Genomic DNA, 17374 nt, shown 5'->3' with positions numbered 1-17374 from the left:
TCAACAAAGATATGATTTTTTTCTGCTTTTTTAATGAAAAAGGAAAAAAATAAGAAAAAAATGCAATTTTTACTAATTATCCCATACATAAATACCTACTAATTCATCAAAATGATCTATATTAATTTTGGATGTGGAAGGCAAAATTAAATTAATTTTTTCTTTTGAAAGATAATCAACTAAAAAGTTAAATATAGTTTGATCACTACTTTCATCTTTTGATTCTATTGAAGGATTTATAAAAAGATACTTAGGTTTATACAAGTTTAAAACAAAAAATAACCTATCATTCAAACTAGTTGAATATGAAAATTTGACTTTTTCTGAAAAATAAACTAATTCATCATCAGTTAAATCATCTAAAAAAAACTCAATATCATTAACATCTAGATCTTGCTTTAAAATTTCCTTAAGAATTATTTTATTTATATAATAAATTTTCCCTTGATGATTTAATCTATGAGAAGTTTTGAAAAAATTAATAATTTGTTCAATTTTTTCATTATCAAAAATATTTAAATTAATTAATTTTAAATTAATATTTGAATTAGATTTATGAATTTGTTTAAACGCAGCTTCAAAATTTATTTTTTTTTCAATATTAATATCTAATTGTTGTAAATCTGAATTTTTAAATAAGTAAAAACCATTATTTGTTGATGCTTTTTCTAAACAAATTGGAACAATATTTGCAATATTTTCCTTGTAGTTACTAATATCAACAATCGCTCAATGTCAAAATATTTTCGAGCTTGTTTTAAAAAATTTTATAGTTTGATCTATTTTAATTTTAGAATCAAGTGATGTTTTGAAAGAATAATTAATAATTACAATTTGATTAATGTGTGAAATTTTAAATTTAATACCTTTAATTTGGTTAAAAAATAAAGAATTAAAAGACAAAAAAAATTCTTGAATTTGAAAATTTGACAGACTTGAATTTAAATAAAATAAAAACAAAAATTCAAATTTAGTATTTAAAATTTCGATTTTATTCTCAATTTGAAAATCACTCTTTTTTGCTAAAAAATTAGTAATTTTATATTTTTTTTGTATAGGTATTAATACAAAACTTTTATATGGTTCGCTTGAAAATAAAACCTCAAATTCTTTTTTTGAAAATAGTTTTGTTTTTAAATAAACACTAGTTTTACTTTTATTTCAATTTTGTAATAAAATTGATAGTTTAAGAGAAGAAGATTTTTTTAACATTGCTAAAAAATCTTCTTCCGATACTCACATACATTCTAAAAAATGCTTGTTAGTAAAAATTCTACTCACAAATTTAGAAGATGCTATGTTAGAAATTCTTAATCTTTTCTTAGTTTTATCATATGTTATGGGAATTGCATAGTATGTTGAATTTTGCTTGTTTTTATAATTTGCAAAAATAATTCATGAAACAAAAATAAACAATAATAAAAAGAAAAAAGAAAAAATAATAATTAAAAAAAATAAAGTCATTATTAATTAACTTTGGATAAAAATTTGTGGGTTTTAATAATTGTTCTATACTCTTTGGTATCTTTAGCAAATTTAATTTGCAGTGAATCTTGCTCTACAACAATAACAACACCATCACCAAAGGTTGCATGGCGAACTTTATCCCCTTCTTGATAATCTTCTGCATTTGTTTTGTGATAGTTTAACTTTCCATGCATATCAAGTTTAGTAAATTGATAAACTTGCTCAGAATGCAATTGCATTTCTCCGACAAAATCAGAAACTTCACCTAAATTATAAGAATTTTTCTCTCTATCTCAACGTTTTGTGTCGGCATTACTAATAAATAATTTAGTTTTTGCTCTTGTTATAGCAACAAAAGCTAATCTTCGTTCTTCTTCATATATATCTTTATCATCTGTTTTAAGAACTTTGATTGAAGGGAAAATACCTTGTGTCATTCCAACAAGAAACACACTATCAAATTCCAAACCTTTTGAAGCGTGCACAGTCATAAGTAAAACTTGATTTCTTTCTGTTTTATCACTAACGCCATCAAGGGCTATATCGTCAATAAAATCTCTAAGTGTCTTTGTTGGATTGTTTTTTTGCCATTCATTCATTTGTGCATAAAAATCAACAAATTTTTTCTCAATATCACTACTTTCTTTACTATCTTTTAAACTTTCAAAAAATTGAATTTCTTTCAAAAATGTTTTTAAAATTCAAGAAAATTGTTTTACTTTAGGTTGATTTTTTGCTTCTTCAACATCAATTAATGAATTTGTTTCATTAATTTGCAAATTCATATAAGATTCAATTTCGCTTTTTTTCTTGTTAGCTCAAAGAATGTGACTTAACAAGTGACTAATTTTTTGCTGCACTTCTATTCTTAATGGAATTTTTTTATCTGGTTTTAATTTAAGTTTCTTTGTGTAATAGTTTAGGAAAAAATTAATCAAAGAGTAACCATGTTCATTTGCTAAATTATTTAATTTTTCTAAAGTTGTTGGTCCAATTTTTTTAGATGGCACATTTAAAATTTGTTGAAAAGCAAAATTATCAAAACTATTAATAACCTTTAAAAAATAAATAGCATCTTTGATAAACTTATTATCAATTAATGATGCATTTCCAAAAATAGAATAGGGAACTCCTCTTTTTAGAAAAGTATCTTCAATAGTACGAACATAACTGTGATTACGATACAAAATTGCAATATTTGAATATTTACCTTTTTGTTCAGAAGCTATTTTTTGAATTTGTGCACAAATTCATTCCGCCTCAGCCATTGGTGAATCACCATGAAAAAATTTAATTTCCATTTTATCATGATTGTTAGATTCTAATTTTTTATCAATTCTATTTTTATTATTAGCAATTAGTTTATTTGCAGCATCTAAAATTTGTTGATTTGAACGATAATTTCTATTTAAAATAATAGTTTCTAAATCTGGAAAATCTTGATTTATGTTCAAAATTAAACTAGGTTCAGCTCCTCTCCAACTATAAATAGTTTGATCTGGATCACCAACAACAACTAATTTATTAGTTTCTTTTGTAAAAAATTTCATAATTTCATATTGAATATATGAAGTATCTTGAAACTCATCAACAAAAATTAGTCTAAATTTTTTCTGTCATTTAGTTGCGATATCCGCTCTTTTTTCGAACAATAATTTAACAAATATTTGAAGATCATCAAAATCTATAACACCTAAACTTGCTGTTTCATTGATGTATTTGTCATAAATTTGAGCATAAATTTTTGTTTCAGTAGTTTTAGAATTTTGATAAACTTCTTCAATTGTTAATTCTTTATTTTTATTTTTGCTTATAAAATCTAAAGCATGTGCATATGAATATTTATCAGCACCAATACCTAGATCATCGTAAATTTTACTCAAAATTTTACGCTGATCACCATCATCAATAATGTTAAAAGAACTATCTTTTAAAGGGATTTCATCAATTTCTGCAAGATTTTTTGCTTCATATTTAAGAATAATGTTGCAAAGTGAATGAAAAGTATAAATTCAAACAGAATCAGCTTTTTCACCCACTAATTTAGCAAGTCTAGCACGCATTTCTGCAGCTGCTTTATTGGTGAATGTTAATGCTAAAATTTGTTGTGGATAAGCATCTTTTGCATCATTGATTGCATAAGCAATTTTTGATGTTAAAACACTGGTTTTTCCTGTTCCAGCACCAGCAACTATTCTTAAGTATTGTTTAGAACTAATAACTGCTAATTTTTGTTCAGGATTTAAATTTTGTAAGATATGAGTGTTAGATTTTGCCATTTAAATTTCTTCCTTCCATTCTACTGTTTGTCAATTTGATAAAATTGGTTTTATTTCAAACGTTTCAAACGAACTTAATTGTCTATATTTATAAACAATTCTAGTTTTAGCTAACCGATCAGCAAAACTAGAATGTTTTTTATTAAATAAAATAGAAACAGCATTAATTAAAAAAATAAAACCTGTTATCTTCGACATTAAAAGCACAATGGACAAAATAATTCTTTTTTCTAATGATAAATTTTGATTAGATAAATAAAATTGTCCAAAATTAGTGTTTAATTGTTGTGCAAAACTTGGATAAATCATTAATATTGAAACAAAAAAAACTGCAATTCAACTCAAACTAAGTAATGATTCACGCAACATTATTTGTTTTATATGTTGCTTTTTGCTTGTTATTTTTGTTTCAAAATTAATTTCAATTTTAAATAATTTTTGAGCCAAACTTTGATTTGTAAAAAAAGGAATAACTAATCTAAGTAATAAAACTTCAATAATTGTTAGTAATCCTCATAAATAATATTTTCAAGCTACAAAATTTTGATCTCAAAACAAAAGGTAGGCAAATATAAAAGATATGCCTGTAATTATTGTAATATCTACAAACCCTGTAATAAATCTAATTCAAAAACCTGCAACTTTTTTCATTACATTAAAACAGTTTTGTTAGTTCTAGGGTAAGGAATCACATCACGAATGTTGTCAATTCCAGTTACATACATAACCAATCTTTCAAACCCAAGACCAAAACCAGCTGAACCGGCATTTCCAAATTTACGCAAGTCTAAATATCATTGCAAGTCTTCTTGATTCATACCAAGTTCATTAATTCTTTGCTCCAGTTTTTCATAACGAACTTCACGTTGTGAACCGCCAATTAATTCACCAATTCCTGGAACTAAAAGGTCGAATGCTGCAACTGTTCTACCATCATCATTTTGATGCATATAAAAAGCTTTGATATCTTTGGGATAATTTGTGATTGCAACAGGTGCTTTAAAAACTTGTTCAGCCAAAAATCTTTCATGTTCAGTTTTTAAATCTGCTCCAAAATCTAAATCTTGATTTTCAAATTGATCTTTATGCTCTCTTAAAATTTTTAAAGCATCTTCATAATTAACTTTTTCAATTTGATTTTTTGTAAAGTCAATCAAACGCTTACGCAAATTAATTCCAGTATATTTTTCTAAAAAATCAAATTCACTGTTATGTTTAGAAATAACATTAACAATAGAAGTTTTGAGCATTTTTTCACCTAAATCAATAATGTCATTTAGGTTGAAAAATGCAACTTCTGGTTCAACCATCCAAAATTCAGCAGCATGTTTTTTTGTATTTGATTTTTCAGCCCTAAAAGTAGGTGCAAAAGTATAAACTTTTTGAAAACCAAGAGCATATGACTCAGCATGTAGTTGCCCTGTAACTCCTAGAGTAGTTTTTTTGTTAAAAAAACCACCCTTTTCATCATCAACAATAAAAGTTTCACCCGCTCCTTCACCATCATTGGATGTTAAAATAGGTGCCGAAAAGTTAATAAAACCTTCACTTTGAAAGAAATTATTAATTTCAAAAAAAAGTGCTGAACGCAATATCATAATAGACTTGAACAATCTAGTTCTATGACGCAAATGTGGCATTTGTCTTAAAACTTCAACACTGATTTCTTTGTTTTGAATTGGATATTCATCCAACTTCACTAAAGATAAAATTTCAATTTTTTCAACAGACACTTCAGCTTTTTGTTGCTTATCAGGTGTTGAAACAAATAATCCAGTTATTTCAACACTTGAACCAATTCCTAAATTGTCTACAATTGCAAGGTCATAATTATCATTTTTTAAAACACACTGTAAATTTAAAACAGTGGAACCATCATTAATTTCAATGAATTTAACCTTGGTATTTCCACGCACATTAGACACTCAGCCCTTGAATTTCACTTGTTGCCCACTAAACATTTCGGGCTGTTTTAAAACTTCTTTGATAAACATAAAACCTCACTTTAAATAATGGATAATTTTACCATAAAAATAGATAATCATAACTATCACACTAAAAACTTGGAAAAAATTTTTTTTATATTATAATTAATTTACTCATTAAACAGTGGAAGGCAATGCCGCTAAAACCACTAAGAGATTTTTTATTATTGAAAGGATGCTCGAAATGGCAAAAAAAGAAATTGTTAGAATTGCTAAATTGCAATTCAACGCAGGTCAAGCTAAGCCTGGGCCAGCTCTTGCTGGTTTAGGAATTGTAATGCCTGAATTTACTAAAAAATTTAATGATGAAACTAAAAATAGAGGAAGTGAACCAGTTCCAGTAAAAATTACTGTTTATAAGGACAAAAGTTTTGACTTCCAATTATTTACTTCACCTGCTTCTTACAAAATTAAACAAGCTGCTAAAATTGAATCAGGTTCTAAAGAAACTAAAAATAAAGTAGCAAAAATTACTTTAGACCAACTAAGAGAAATCGCTGAGTACAAATTAGTAGACCTAAACACTAAAGATGTAAATAAAGCAATTTTAACTATCTATGGAACTGCAAAACAAATGGGTGTTGAAGTTGAAGGTATTGAAGAATTTATTAAACAACAAGGAGCTAAATAATGAAAAAAATTAGTAAAAAACTTGCAAATGCTCGTGCCTTAGTTGAAAAAGATCGCTTTTACTCACTAGAAGAAGCTATGGATCTTGTGAAAAAAACTTCATATACTAAATTTGATGGATCTGTTGACTTAGCTGTTAAATTAAACTTGGACACTAGAAAAACTGAACAACAACTTCGTGGAAGTATTTTATTACCACATGGTACTGGTAAAAATGTTCGTGTTTTAGTTGTTTCAGATTCACAAGAAACAACTAACAAAGTTAAAGAAGCTGGAGCTGATTTGGTTTATACACCAGGTGAATTGGAAGAAAACCTTAAAATTGATAATTTTAATTTCGATGTTCTAGTTGTTGAACCTAAATTTATGCCTCTACTAGGTAAATATGGTAAAAAACTTGGGCCTAAAGGTTTAATGCCAAACCCTAAAACAGGAACAGTTACTCCTACTCCTGAAAAAGCAGTTGCCGAACTTAAAAAAGGTAAGGCAAACTATCGTGCTGATAAATATGGAATCGTGCACTCATTAGTTGGAAAAACTTACATGGATGTAAATCAATTAGTTGAAAATGCACAAACCTTAATTCAATTACTTCGTAAGTTAAAACCATCTACAGTTAAAGGTGCTTACTTTAAAAACCTTACTGTTTCTGCTTCAATGGGGCCTTCTATTAAAATTAAATTCGATAATCTTTAATAGTTAATTGCTTATATAATTTTAAAAAATACTACACATTTAGTTGTAGTATTTTTTATTTCAAGAATTTACAAAAACATTCATCATATATAAATAGTCATCAAATTTTTGACTATCTAATTTAAAATAATTAATAATTATTTTTTTATCAATTTTTAAATTTAAATGCAAGGATACCAAATCAATATATTTGCTTCCAAGGCGAACCCATTCAAAATCAATTAAATGAATTGTTGTTTTTGATTGGTTGTTATTAATTATTATATTTTTAAACTGCAAATCACAATGAATAACAACTAGACTATCATTTTTATATTTATCAACTAGCTGGAAATATTTTAAATCATCAATATTATCTAAAAATCAATTAAATTTTTCTAAATTGGGAATGCTTAAATTATGAAAATTGTTTATTTCAGAAAAAAGTAATTCTAAATTTTTAGACAGACTTTTTTGGCTTAAAATGTCACCATCTATTCATTTTTTTACAAAATTACCTTTATTATAAAACAAAAAAAGCTCAGAAAAATGTTTTGCAATTTTCATTTCATTGTCTCAATTAACAAACTTATTTTGAGTTATTCTAATTTGAACTTTAAAACCATTTAAATAACCAAAATATGTTTTATTATGCAAACCAGAATAAAATTGCGTAATTTTTGTTATTTTCTTTAGGTACTTTCAATTTAAATTAAAAATCATTAATATTATTATATATCTTGAAATTGAAAGATTTATTTTTTGTATACTAAATTCAAAAAATAATATAAAATATTATTAAAGGCTAAAAAAACAAGGTTGTTTGTACAACCTTTTATTATTATTTTTATCAAAGGAGTTTAAATGAGTTTTAATAAAAAAAGCGCAACTAAATCTGCTTTTTTCCAACAATTTGAAGAAATTTCAAATAAACACAACATTTCATTAGAAGAAACATTCCAACTTTTTGCTACTGCTATTGAAAAAACAATCTTAAAGAGAATTGATCCAGATGCTGACCTTGAAATAATTTATGATGCTAAAAAACAAATTTTTCAAGTTTTTAATAAAAATGTAGAAGTTGTTGAAAATGATTTTTTTGATGGTTCTGTTTCTAGTTATGAAAAAACTATTTTCATAACTGAAGAAAAGGCGAAAGAAATTTATCCAAATGCACAAATTGGAGATATAGTCAAAATTCAAATTAATATTGATGAATTTGAAAAAGACATACATGAACCTCTAACTCAATTATTTAAACAAAGTATTTCTGATGTTACTCGTCAAAAAATTTATGAAAAATACTTTCCACTTAAAGATCAAGTGATGATGGCAACACTAACCAACAAAATTCCATCAGGATTTATCTATAAAATTGATGGCGATAATGTTGATGCATTTATGCCAAGTAATTACGCAACTGACAAAAATATACCTATAGGAACTCGTGAAGAAGTTGTTATTGAAGATGTTAATAAACATTCAAAACAAACACAAATTGTAGTATCTAGTAAATCTATCCAAATTGTTAAGTCAAAAATTATTGATGCTATTCCTGAATTACAAACCAAACATTTAGAAATTGCATCAATCGCAAGATCTCCTAAAGAAAAATGTAAAGTTGCTATTCGTAAAGTTGAAGGTGCAGATTCTAAAAACATTTCAGAAATTGGTTCAATTGTGGGTCTAATGGGTGCAAGAATTGATGCAATTTCTAAGGAACTAAATGATGAAAAACTTGAAATCATCAAATATGATGACAATATTGTCACATTTATTGCAAACTCTATTGCTCCAGCTAGAGTAATTTGTGTTAAAGAGATGAAAACAAACTCAAAAAACAAGAAATATACTGTAGTAGTTCCTGATTTTCAACACAGTTTGGCTATTGGTAAAAAAGGTGTTAATGTTCGTTTAGCTAGTGATCTTACTCGTGTTACTTTGGAAATTTTGCCTTATTCACAAGTTTTAAAAGACAACAAATTTAAAATTGAATGAAATGGTAACATTCAAGATGAAAATGAAATTTTAAGCCTCAAAAATGAATACTTAAATCGTCGCCAATCTACACAAACTTCAAGAGAGTACAATAGCGATAGTTTTGACTCATTCTTAGAAGAATTTGAACGTGAAATGCAAAACTTTGAACAAGACAACTCTTTTGAATATAATCAAGAAATAATTTCTTCTACACTTGATTCATCTCAAGATTTAACTCACAACAAAGCACAAAAAGATTCTAACAAACCACAAAAAACTCCAACTAAGTCTAGCAAGTCTACAAAATCTAGCAAAGCTAGTCAATCCAAATCAGCTTTATTTGATGCTGACAATATTCTACAAAGTGCTCTTGATGAATCAATTACTCAAAACAAATTGATTGACCAACTTCAAGAACAACAATCTGAAGTTAAATCTGAAGAAAACCAAAATTTAGAGACACCAAAACCTGTAAAAAGTAGCAAAATTAAAAAAGAAGTTACAAAAACTCAACCAATTAGTCAAAATGAATTTAATGACACCATTGATTCATTAACACAAGAAATTAAAAAAACTAATGCTGAAGTTGAAAATAAAACATCAACAACAACTTTAAAAACAGAATCTAAAACTCCTAAATTCAAATCAACCAATGAATCTAAATTTATTCAACGTGAAGTACAAAACTTTAAATCAGATAAAGATCTTGAAAGTTATAGTGGGGTTGATGAACTAGACCTTGATTTAGATGACCTTGATGGTTTTAAATAATATAAATGAATTTAAATTACAATCGCAAGTGCATTGTGTGTCAACAGGTTCTTCATGTTACTAAATTATTGCGTTTTGTGTATAAAAATAAACAAGTTTCAATAGATGACTTGTCACAAAATAGCAAAATTTCTGGTCGTGGTGCCTATGTTTGCAAACAAGAAGATCAAATTGCACTTCTTTTTAAAAAAAGACTATTAAATAGATCTTTTAAGACTAAAATTAATAGTGAAATTTATGAACAATTATTAGTAGAGGTAGAAAAAAATGGCCAAAAAAGAACACCGTAAATCAAATATTGAGCAAATAAAATCTCAACTAAATCCTGTCAAAGTAGAAGTGCAAGATGGAGTTTTTGTTTTTAGTGGTCCAATGAGTATTGCAGATTTAGCGACCAAAATTAACAAAAGTGTTAATGACATTATTACTTTATTTTTCAAACAAGGAAAAATGTATAACTTAAATTACATTGTAAATGAAGAAGAAATTGCTGAAGTTTGCGTGGAATTTGGTTTAGATTTTGAACAAAAAAAAGAAGTCAATGCTAGCAATTTTATGGAAGAAATTAGTATTGTTGATGACAATAGTGAATTAGAAAATCGTCCACCAATTATCACTGTAATGGGTCATGTTGATCATGGGAAAACCTCTTTATTAGACTATATTCGTAAATCAAATGTAGCAGGTGGTGAATTTGGAGGAATAACTCAACACACTGGAGCTTATCAAGTTAATGTTGATGGCAATTGGATCAACTTCATTGACACTCCTGGTCATGAAGCATTTACTCAAATGCGTGCTCGTGGAGCAAAAGTTACAGATATTGTTGTTTTAGTTGTTGCAGCAGATGATGGAGTGATGCCTCAAACCAAGGAAGCTATCCATCACGCCCAGGCTGCTAATGTGCCAATTATTGTTTTTGTAAATAAAATGGACAAACCAAATAAAGACCTTGAACGAATCAAAAACGAATTAAGCACACTAGATGTGGTGACTGAAGAATGGGGTGGTTCAAATATCTTTGTCTATGGAAGTGCTCTTACAGGTCAGGGAATAGAAGATCTTTTTAAAGCTATTTTATTGCAAGCTGAAGTTTTAGAACTTAAAGCAAACAAAAACCGTTATCCAATTGGAACAGTTTTAGAGGCAAAACTACACCATGGTAAAGGTGCTATAGCAACTTTAATGGTTCAAAATGGAACCTTAAAAATTCGCGACTTTATTGTTGCTGGTCATCAATATGGGCGTATTCGAAGTCTAGAAAACACAGTTGGTCAACCAATTGAATTCGCTTTGCCAGGAACACCAGTTGTTGTAAGTGGACTAAATTATGTTCCACAAGCTGGTGATCGCTTTTTTGGTTTTCATGAGGAAAAATTTGCTAAACAATTAGCAGAAGAGAAAAAATCAATTCAAAAAAGTCAGTTATTTAAACAAAAAACAAGCACAAATAATGTTGATGAAAAAGACAAAGTAATTAATTTAATTATCAAAGCTGATGCTCAAGGAGTTGTCGAAGCAATTGATAATGCAGTGAGTAAATTAAGCTCAAAATATGTGCAAGTCAACATTTTACACTCAGGTGTCGGGGCTATAACTACAGCTGATATTTTGCTAGCACAAACTTCTGAATCTATCATTTATGTTTTTAATTTACCTGTCAACAATCAAATAAAAACTCAAGCCAAACAAGCTAAAATTCAAATTCGTGAACACACAATTATCTATAAAATCATAGATGAAATTAAAGAAATGGTAAAACAATTACGTACCATTAAATATGAAGAAGTTCTTTCAGGTACTGCAAAAATTATTAAAAAGTTTTGATTCTCAAAAGTTGGTTCTATTGCTGGATGTACAGTTTTAGATGGAAAAATTGTTAGTGAATCTAAAATCGAACTCTATAGAAATGGAAAATTAATTCATAAGGGTCGACTTGAAACCCTTCAAAGAGATAAAAACAATGTAAAAGAAGTTAGTGTTGGTAATGAATTTGGAACTCACATTGTTAAATTCAATGACATTGAAGTTGATGATATTATAAAAGCATATCAAGATGTTGAGGTTGAAGATTAAAATGAATAACATCAACCACCTAAAACGTGAAACTCATTTTTTACGCTTAATTAGTGAAATTTTTCAAGAAAATTTTAGTGATAAATTTGGGGTAACAGTGAGTTGAGTTAAACTTACAAATGATAAATCTCATTTATATATTTATTTAGTATTTGACCAAGATGAAGAACAAAATTTAAAATACATACAAAATGCTGGCAAATTTATTAGACTAAAATTGGGAAATATTGCTGTAGGATTTAAAGTTCCGCAACTACACTTTGAAATAGACCCTGTTACAAAAAGAGTAGAATCAATTGATCAAATATTGGAAAAAATTCATCATGAAAATTAGAAAATCTATTAAATTATTACCATTATTATCTGCAACAATCTTACCGATTGCCCTAGTGTCTTGTGTTCAAACTACCGATCCTAATCTTAGTAAAGCATATCAAGAAAAAAATTTTTTTAATTTAAGACCTAGAATAGTTCTTAGCGATAATGAAAGTGATGGAGTCATTCAAGCTTTAGAAAAATCTATTGACAACTTTGTACAAGCAGAAAATAATGTGGAAAACACAAATTTTCAAAGACCAGAATCAAAATTATGATTTAAATATTATAATGATAAAGACCCTGAGCGTGATGAAAAAAATAAAAAAGAACTAGACGATAATATTAAAAGCGATCTTAAAAAATATAATATTTTCTTTATTCAAGATGACTTTGATTATTCAAAATTTCGAACATGATTAACTGATCAATTTCCAAATACAACACCACTTTGAAATGAACTCCATAGATCACTATTTTTTCCTATAAATCCTAATATTAATAATATATCAAGTGTGTTATGAGATCAAATAGCAGATACTCAAGAATTTGTTGCTCCAATTTTTATTAAATCACAAGATCCAAATTGAATTGCCGGTTATGCTAGTGCAGCGTATTTAGCTAGCAAATATCCCAAAGATGATTTTAGGAGAAAAATAAGCTTTATTTTAAACTCCAAACATAAAAGTCAAACAAATAATTTAGTTGGATTTTTGGCTGGTGTTGCCACTTGAAATGATCAACACGAAGACCAAATGGTAAAAATTAATAATAGAAATGATCAAATTTTTATTTACTCACCAGGCAATGATCAAGCAACAATTCAAAACAAAATAAAACAAATAGTAAGTCCAGACAATAGCCAATATCATTCTGAATTAATTTTTGTGGCTTCCCCTGATTTAAATAATTTTGTTAGCAAAGAATTAACACAAGGTCAAAAAGTTGTTTATAATGATTTTAGTGACAATAATTTAAATTCACTTATGACAATTAAACAGGATTTAAACCAATTTATTTATGACTTATTAAGTGATATTTATACAAAAAAAAAGGGTACACCTGAATCTAAAATTTTAAAATCTAAGCAAGCTCCTCAACAAATTCTTATGCACTTATTACTCAATTATGATAAAGCAAAAGACAACGATAATTTAAATTCAAAATACTTTAAATTTAAAGCAAATAAGGAATTTGAACCTTTTTTAGATCAAGCTAAGCAACAATATTTAAAAGAACCTGTTCAACAAGATATAAGTTTTTCAGACCGTTCGTTAAGTCCACAAGGAAAAGCAGCACAAATTAATGAAACTGATCAAGCAAAAATTCAATTTAGAATTCAAGAAATACTAAAAGACTTGCAATCATAATTTATGGAATTAATAAATCTACACACAAATAGTGAATACACTTTTTTATCATCTACTATTAAATTAGATCTACTTATTGATTTTGCTAAAAAAAATAAGTTAGGTGCACTTGCACTAACAGATTTAAATAATATGTTTGGGGTCCCAAAATTTTACAAACTATGTAAAGAATCTGGAATCAAACCTATTATTGGACTAGAAATTGTTGCTGAAGATTATCACTTTATTTTATTAGCTAAAAACTATAAAGGCTACCAACATTTATGTGTTTTATCTTCAAAAAAGATGCACAATCAAAATGTTGCAATAAGTGAGCTAGAAAATTATAATGTCATTATTATTGACCATCCCGATCTTGGATACTTTGTCAAAAACAAAAAACAACTAAATTTAAAAAATTATTATATAGTTGCAAATGACCCTAATATTTCAAACGCAGTTTGAGTTCAACATCGCAATGTTTTAAATTCTGATGAGCAAGTCTATTTAGTTGAATTGGCTAAAATTCGTGGTGTTGAATATCAACCACAAGATTTATACAATTTTGACCAATGAAGTGAAAAAATTGATAAACAAATTATAGAAAGAACCAATAATTTAGTAGCAGATATTAATGTTGAGTTTCCAAAACCTTTTTTAAATTTACCTTCAGTTGTAGGTTTGGAAAATCTTGACCCAAATATTGAACTGAAAAGAATTTTGCGAGATGCTTTTAAATCTAAAGAAGAAGAATTAAGAAATTTTTCTTCTGCTCTTAAACGTCTTGATTTTGAATATAGAACTATTCGAGATCTTGATTTTTCCAATTATTTCTTGCTCATTTGAGATTTTCTAAAATGAGCAAGAGAACAAAAAATTTTAATTGGGCCGGGTCGTGGTTCTTCTTCTGGCTCTTTGGTTTCCTATCTTCTCGATATCACACAAGTCAATCCTTTAAAATATGACTTGCTATTTGAAAGATTTCTCAATCCTATGAGAATCACAATGCCCGATATTGACATTGACATTCAAGATACTAGACGAAATGAGATTATTAATTATATTCAGCAAAAATATGGTTTTGAACACACAGCTACTATTGTTACATTTTCTACTTTAGGAGCTCGTAGTGTTTTTCGAGATATTTCTCGAAATTTTGGTATTTCAGAAACTGAAATTAACCAAAATAGCAAGCTAATCAAAATGGGACAAACACTCAAAGAGTGTTACAATGAAAAAAAATCTAATTTTCGAACTTTGATTGAAACACCCAATGAAAACGGCGAATATATTTATAAACAAATTTATGAAATTGCTACATTTTTAGAGGGAATGCCACGCCAATCTGGAACCCATGCTGCTGGAATTGTAATTTCTAAGGAACCTTTAACAAATTTGGTTCCAACATTACTTTCACGCGAGGGATACAACCAAGTACAATTTAGTGCTGAATTTTTAGAAGAATTTTCTCTTTTAAAAATTGATTTATTAGGACTTAGAAATTTAAATATTGTTAGTGAAATTTTGCACTCAATTCAAGAAGATGGCAAAAAAATAGACTTTGAAGATTTGCCACTTTCTGATGAAAAAACCAATAAATTACTCTCACAAGGCTTTACAAAAGGGATTTTTCAACTTGAATCTCCAGGAATGTCATCTACTATTAAAGGTGTTGGCGTAGATTCATTTAACGATGTTGTTGCAACAATTTCACTTTTTAGACCAGGACCAATTAAGCAAATTTCAGTTTACAAAGATCGTAAAAATCAAAAAATACAATGAGAAAAAATTCATCCTGATTTTGATAAAATCATTGAATCAACTTATGGAATTATTATTTATCAAGAACAAATTATGCAAATTTGCCAAACAATTGCTGGTTTTGATTTAGCTCAAGCTGATTTGATTAGGATAGCAATTTCAAAAAAAGATGAAAAAAAGATGTCAGAAATTAAAGAACTTTTCATTCAAAACGCAGTTAAAAAGGGACATAATATAAATTATGTCAAACAAATTTATGACTTGATTTTAAAATTTGCGGCTTATGGATTTAATAAAGCCCATGCAACTGCATATGCAACATTAGCTTATAAAATGGCCTTTTTAAAATCTAGATATCCTGTACAATTTTATTGCTATTTGATTTCAAATGAAAATGGAAATCAAGCAAATATTGAAAAATATGTCAAAGAAGTTAGTGAATTAAAATACAAAATTATTCCACCAAATGTCAACAAATCATTGATAGAAGCTTTTTATGACAAAAAAAGTCAAAGTATTATTTTGCCACTTATTATGATAAAACAAATTGGTGAGGTTGCTGCTAAATCTTTAATCGAAGAACGGCAAACCAATGGTGACTACCAAGGTTTTATTGATTTTGTTTTAAGAATGAAATTAATCAATTTTTCAATTGTTAATATTGAAAAATTGATTAAAGCAAATGCTTTATCTGACTTTGGAAATCAACAAACATTGCTTGCAAATTTACAAAGTGTATTACAATTTCAAGATTATGTTTTTTATGATGAAAACAAAAAAATAAAAATAGATATTGACCTAATTAATTCTAAATTTCAAATGAATCAACTAGACTTTGATTTAAAGGAAAGTTTAAAAAATGAATATGATTTTTTAGGAATGAATTTTATAGAGACACCAAAACCTAAAGTTTTCGCAAACCAACCTAGTTTGCAAAGTTTTCATCGTGGTATTGAATACTCTGTAATCTTGAAATTATTCAAAATGGAACATAATAAAACAAAAGCTGGTGCAGACACCCTTGTCTTACACTTAACAGATTTAACTGATAAAATAAAAGTTTGAGTTTTTGGCTCTCGAATTGATTATTTCAAATCCTTAAAAGTGAACAAAACATACAAATTGTTTTTAACTATTAATCAAAAAAATATGTTTTCATTTACTAGAAATGAATTTATTGAGGTTAATTATGAATAAAAAAGCTTTACTAATTGATGGAAATTTATTGCTATTTAAGTCATTTTATGCAAGTAGTTATGGCTCAATTATGCAAAATTCTAGTGGTCAGCAAACCAATGCAATTCACACATTTTTTATGACTTTTTTCAAGTTAATAAAACTTATTAAACCTGATTTTTGTTTTTTTGCTTTTGACAAGGGAAGTAAAACACCTAGGCATCAAAGTTTTGAAGACTACAAAAAAGGGAGAACCCAAGCTCCTGATTCTTTATTTGAGCAAATGCAAATAGTCAAAGAAATTTTAAACTTAATTCAAATGCCATGAGCTGAAAACTTTGACTTTGAAGCAGATGACTTAATTGCTTCAATGAAGCAAAGTTTAATAAATAAAGATTCAAACACTCAAATAATAATTTTTTCTTCTGATCAAGATTTACTTCAATTAGTTGATAAACAAACAATTGTTGTTGATTCTATTAAAAATGATATTATCAGTATTAAAAATATAGATAATTTTGAATCTATTATGAATATCTTGCCTTCTCAAGTTGTTGATTTTAAAGTTTTAGCAGGAGATAAATCTGATAATATCAAAATCATTGAAGGATTGGGTGAAAAGGGTGCTCAAAAATTACTAAAAGAATTTAATAATTTAAACAACATTATTAAAAACGCCGATATGCTTTCTCCAAAAATTAGTCAACAAATTAAAGAAAAAAAAGATAAATTGCTTTTTTTTCAAAATTTTATAACTTTAAGATTTGATGCGATTTTTGATAACAGTATACTTGAAAAAAAATTTCAAATTTTAATCAACGATGAATTAATCACTTTACTTGATAAATTAGAACTAAAAACAGTAAAAAATAATTTTGTTTCTTACATAAAAAAATAAAAAATTTATTCA

General features: G+C 27.1%; 14 protein-coding genes. 9 read left to right on the top strand and 5 right to left on the bottom strand.

The window, feature by feature from the left end; translation table 4 throughout:
- Window positions 1–72: 72 nt before the first annotated feature.
- Genes MYB_RS00845 through asnS form a run of 4 tightly spaced genes read right to left on the bottom strand, consistent with a single transcriptional unit; the run spans window position 73 to window position 5740 of the window.
- The gene (locus MYB_RS00845) at window positions 73–1464 is read right to left on the bottom strand and encodes a hypothetical protein (protein WP_022934965.1); all 1392 of its coding nucleotides are present in this window, start codon (window positions 1462–1464) and stop codon (window positions 73–75) included.
- Window positions 1465–1466: 2 nt separating this feature from the next.
- Window positions 1467–3746: an ATP-dependent helicase gene (locus MYB_RS00840; protein ID WP_022934964.1), complete on the bottom strand. Its 2280-nt coding sequence runs from the start codon at window positions 3744–3746 to the stop codon at window positions 1467–1469.
- A complete protein-coding gene (locus MYB_RS00835; protein WP_022934963.1) occupies window positions 3747–4397 on the bottom strand; it encodes an RDD family protein in 651 nt (216 codons plus the stop codon).
- On the bottom strand, window positions 4397–5740 hold the full coding sequence (gene asnS / locus MYB_RS00830) for an asparagine--tRNA ligase (RefSeq protein WP_022934962.1): 1344 nt from the start codon (window positions 5738–5740) through the stop codon (window positions 4397–4399). The genes MYB_RS00835 and asnS overlap by 1 nt, the downstream gene beginning before the upstream one ends.
- A 175-nt stretch (window positions 5741–5915) precedes the next feature.
- Between asnS and rplK the strand changes: the two genes are divergently transcribed.
- Window positions 5916–6362, top strand: a complete 447-nt coding sequence (gene rplK / locus MYB_RS00825) for a 50S ribosomal protein L11 (protein WP_022934961.1) — start codon at window positions 5916–5918, stop codon at window positions 6360–6362.
- Window positions 6359–7057 carry a 50S ribosomal protein L1 gene (rplA, locus tag MYB_RS00820; protein ID WP_201766551.1) on the top strand — a complete coding sequence of 233 codons (699 nt, stop codon included), beginning with the start codon at window positions 6359–6361 and terminating at the stop codon, window positions 7055–7057. Before rplK ends, rplA begins: the two co-directional genes overlap by 4 nt.
- Before the next feature lie 39 nt (window positions 7058–7096).
- Here the strand turns inward: rplA and MYB_RS00815 are convergent, their stop codons facing one another.
- Window positions 7097–7759 carry a phosphotransferase family protein gene (locus MYB_RS00815; protein ID WP_022934959.1) on the bottom strand — a complete coding sequence of 221 codons (663 nt, stop codon included), beginning with the start codon at window positions 7757–7759 and terminating at the stop codon, window positions 7097–7099.
- Window positions 7760–7900: 141 nt separating this feature from the next.
- On the opposite strand from MYB_RS00815, the gene nusA reads away from it, so the two are divergent.
- From nusA to MYB_RS00780, 7 genes are read left to right on the top strand one after another with little or no spacing between them, the layout of a single operon-like run.
- Complete coding sequence (gene nusA, locus MYB_RS00810) at window positions 7901–9787, top strand: transcription termination/antitermination protein NusA (protein ID WP_022934958.1); 1887 nt, start codon at window positions 7901–7903, stop codon at window positions 9785–9787.
- A 5-nt stretch (window positions 9788–9792) separates the two neighbouring features.
- Window positions 9793–10077, top strand: a complete 285-nt coding sequence (locus MYB_RS00805; protein WP_025279593.1) for a YlxR family protein — start codon at window positions 9793–9795, stop codon at window positions 10075–10077.
- Complete coding sequence (gene infB, locus MYB_RS00800; protein ID WP_022934957.1) at window positions 10055–11863, top strand: translation initiation factor IF-2; 1809 nt, start codon at window positions 10055–10057, stop codon at window positions 11861–11863. The genes MYB_RS00805 and infB overlap by 23 nt, the downstream gene beginning before the upstream one ends.
- A 1-nt stretch (window position 11864) precedes the next feature.
- Complete coding sequence (locus MYB_RS00795) at window positions 11865–12197, top strand: ribosome-binding factor A (RefSeq protein WP_022934956.1); 333 nt, start codon at window positions 11865–11867, stop codon at window positions 12195–12197.
- Window positions 12187–13548 (top strand): hypothetical protein, encoded by a 1362-nt coding sequence (locus tag MYB_RS00790; protein ID WP_022934955.1) that lies wholly within the window; start codon window positions 12187–12189, stop codon window positions 13546–13548. Before MYB_RS00795 ends, MYB_RS00790 begins: the two co-directional genes overlap by 11 nt.
- Before the next feature lie 3 nt (window positions 13549–13551).
- Entirely contained in the window at window positions 13552–16485 is a 2934-nt protein-coding gene (dnaE, locus tag MYB_RS00785; protein WP_022934954.1) for a DNA polymerase III subunit alpha, read from the top strand.
- A complete protein-coding gene (locus MYB_RS00780; protein ID WP_022934953.1) occupies window positions 16478–17362 on the top strand; it encodes a 5'-3' exonuclease in 885 nt (294 codons plus the stop codon). Before dnaE ends, MYB_RS00780 begins: the two co-directional genes overlap by 8 nt.
- Window positions 17363–17374: the final 12 nt, after the last annotated feature.

This window comes from Mesomycoplasma bovoculi M165/69, assembly GCF_000524555.1.
GTDB classification, from domain to species: Bacteria; Bacillota_I; Bacilli_A; order Mycoplasmatales; family Metamycoplasmataceae; genus Mesomycoplasma; species Mesomycoplasma bovoculi.
This window is presented reverse-complemented; position numbering and strand designations above follow the sequence as displayed.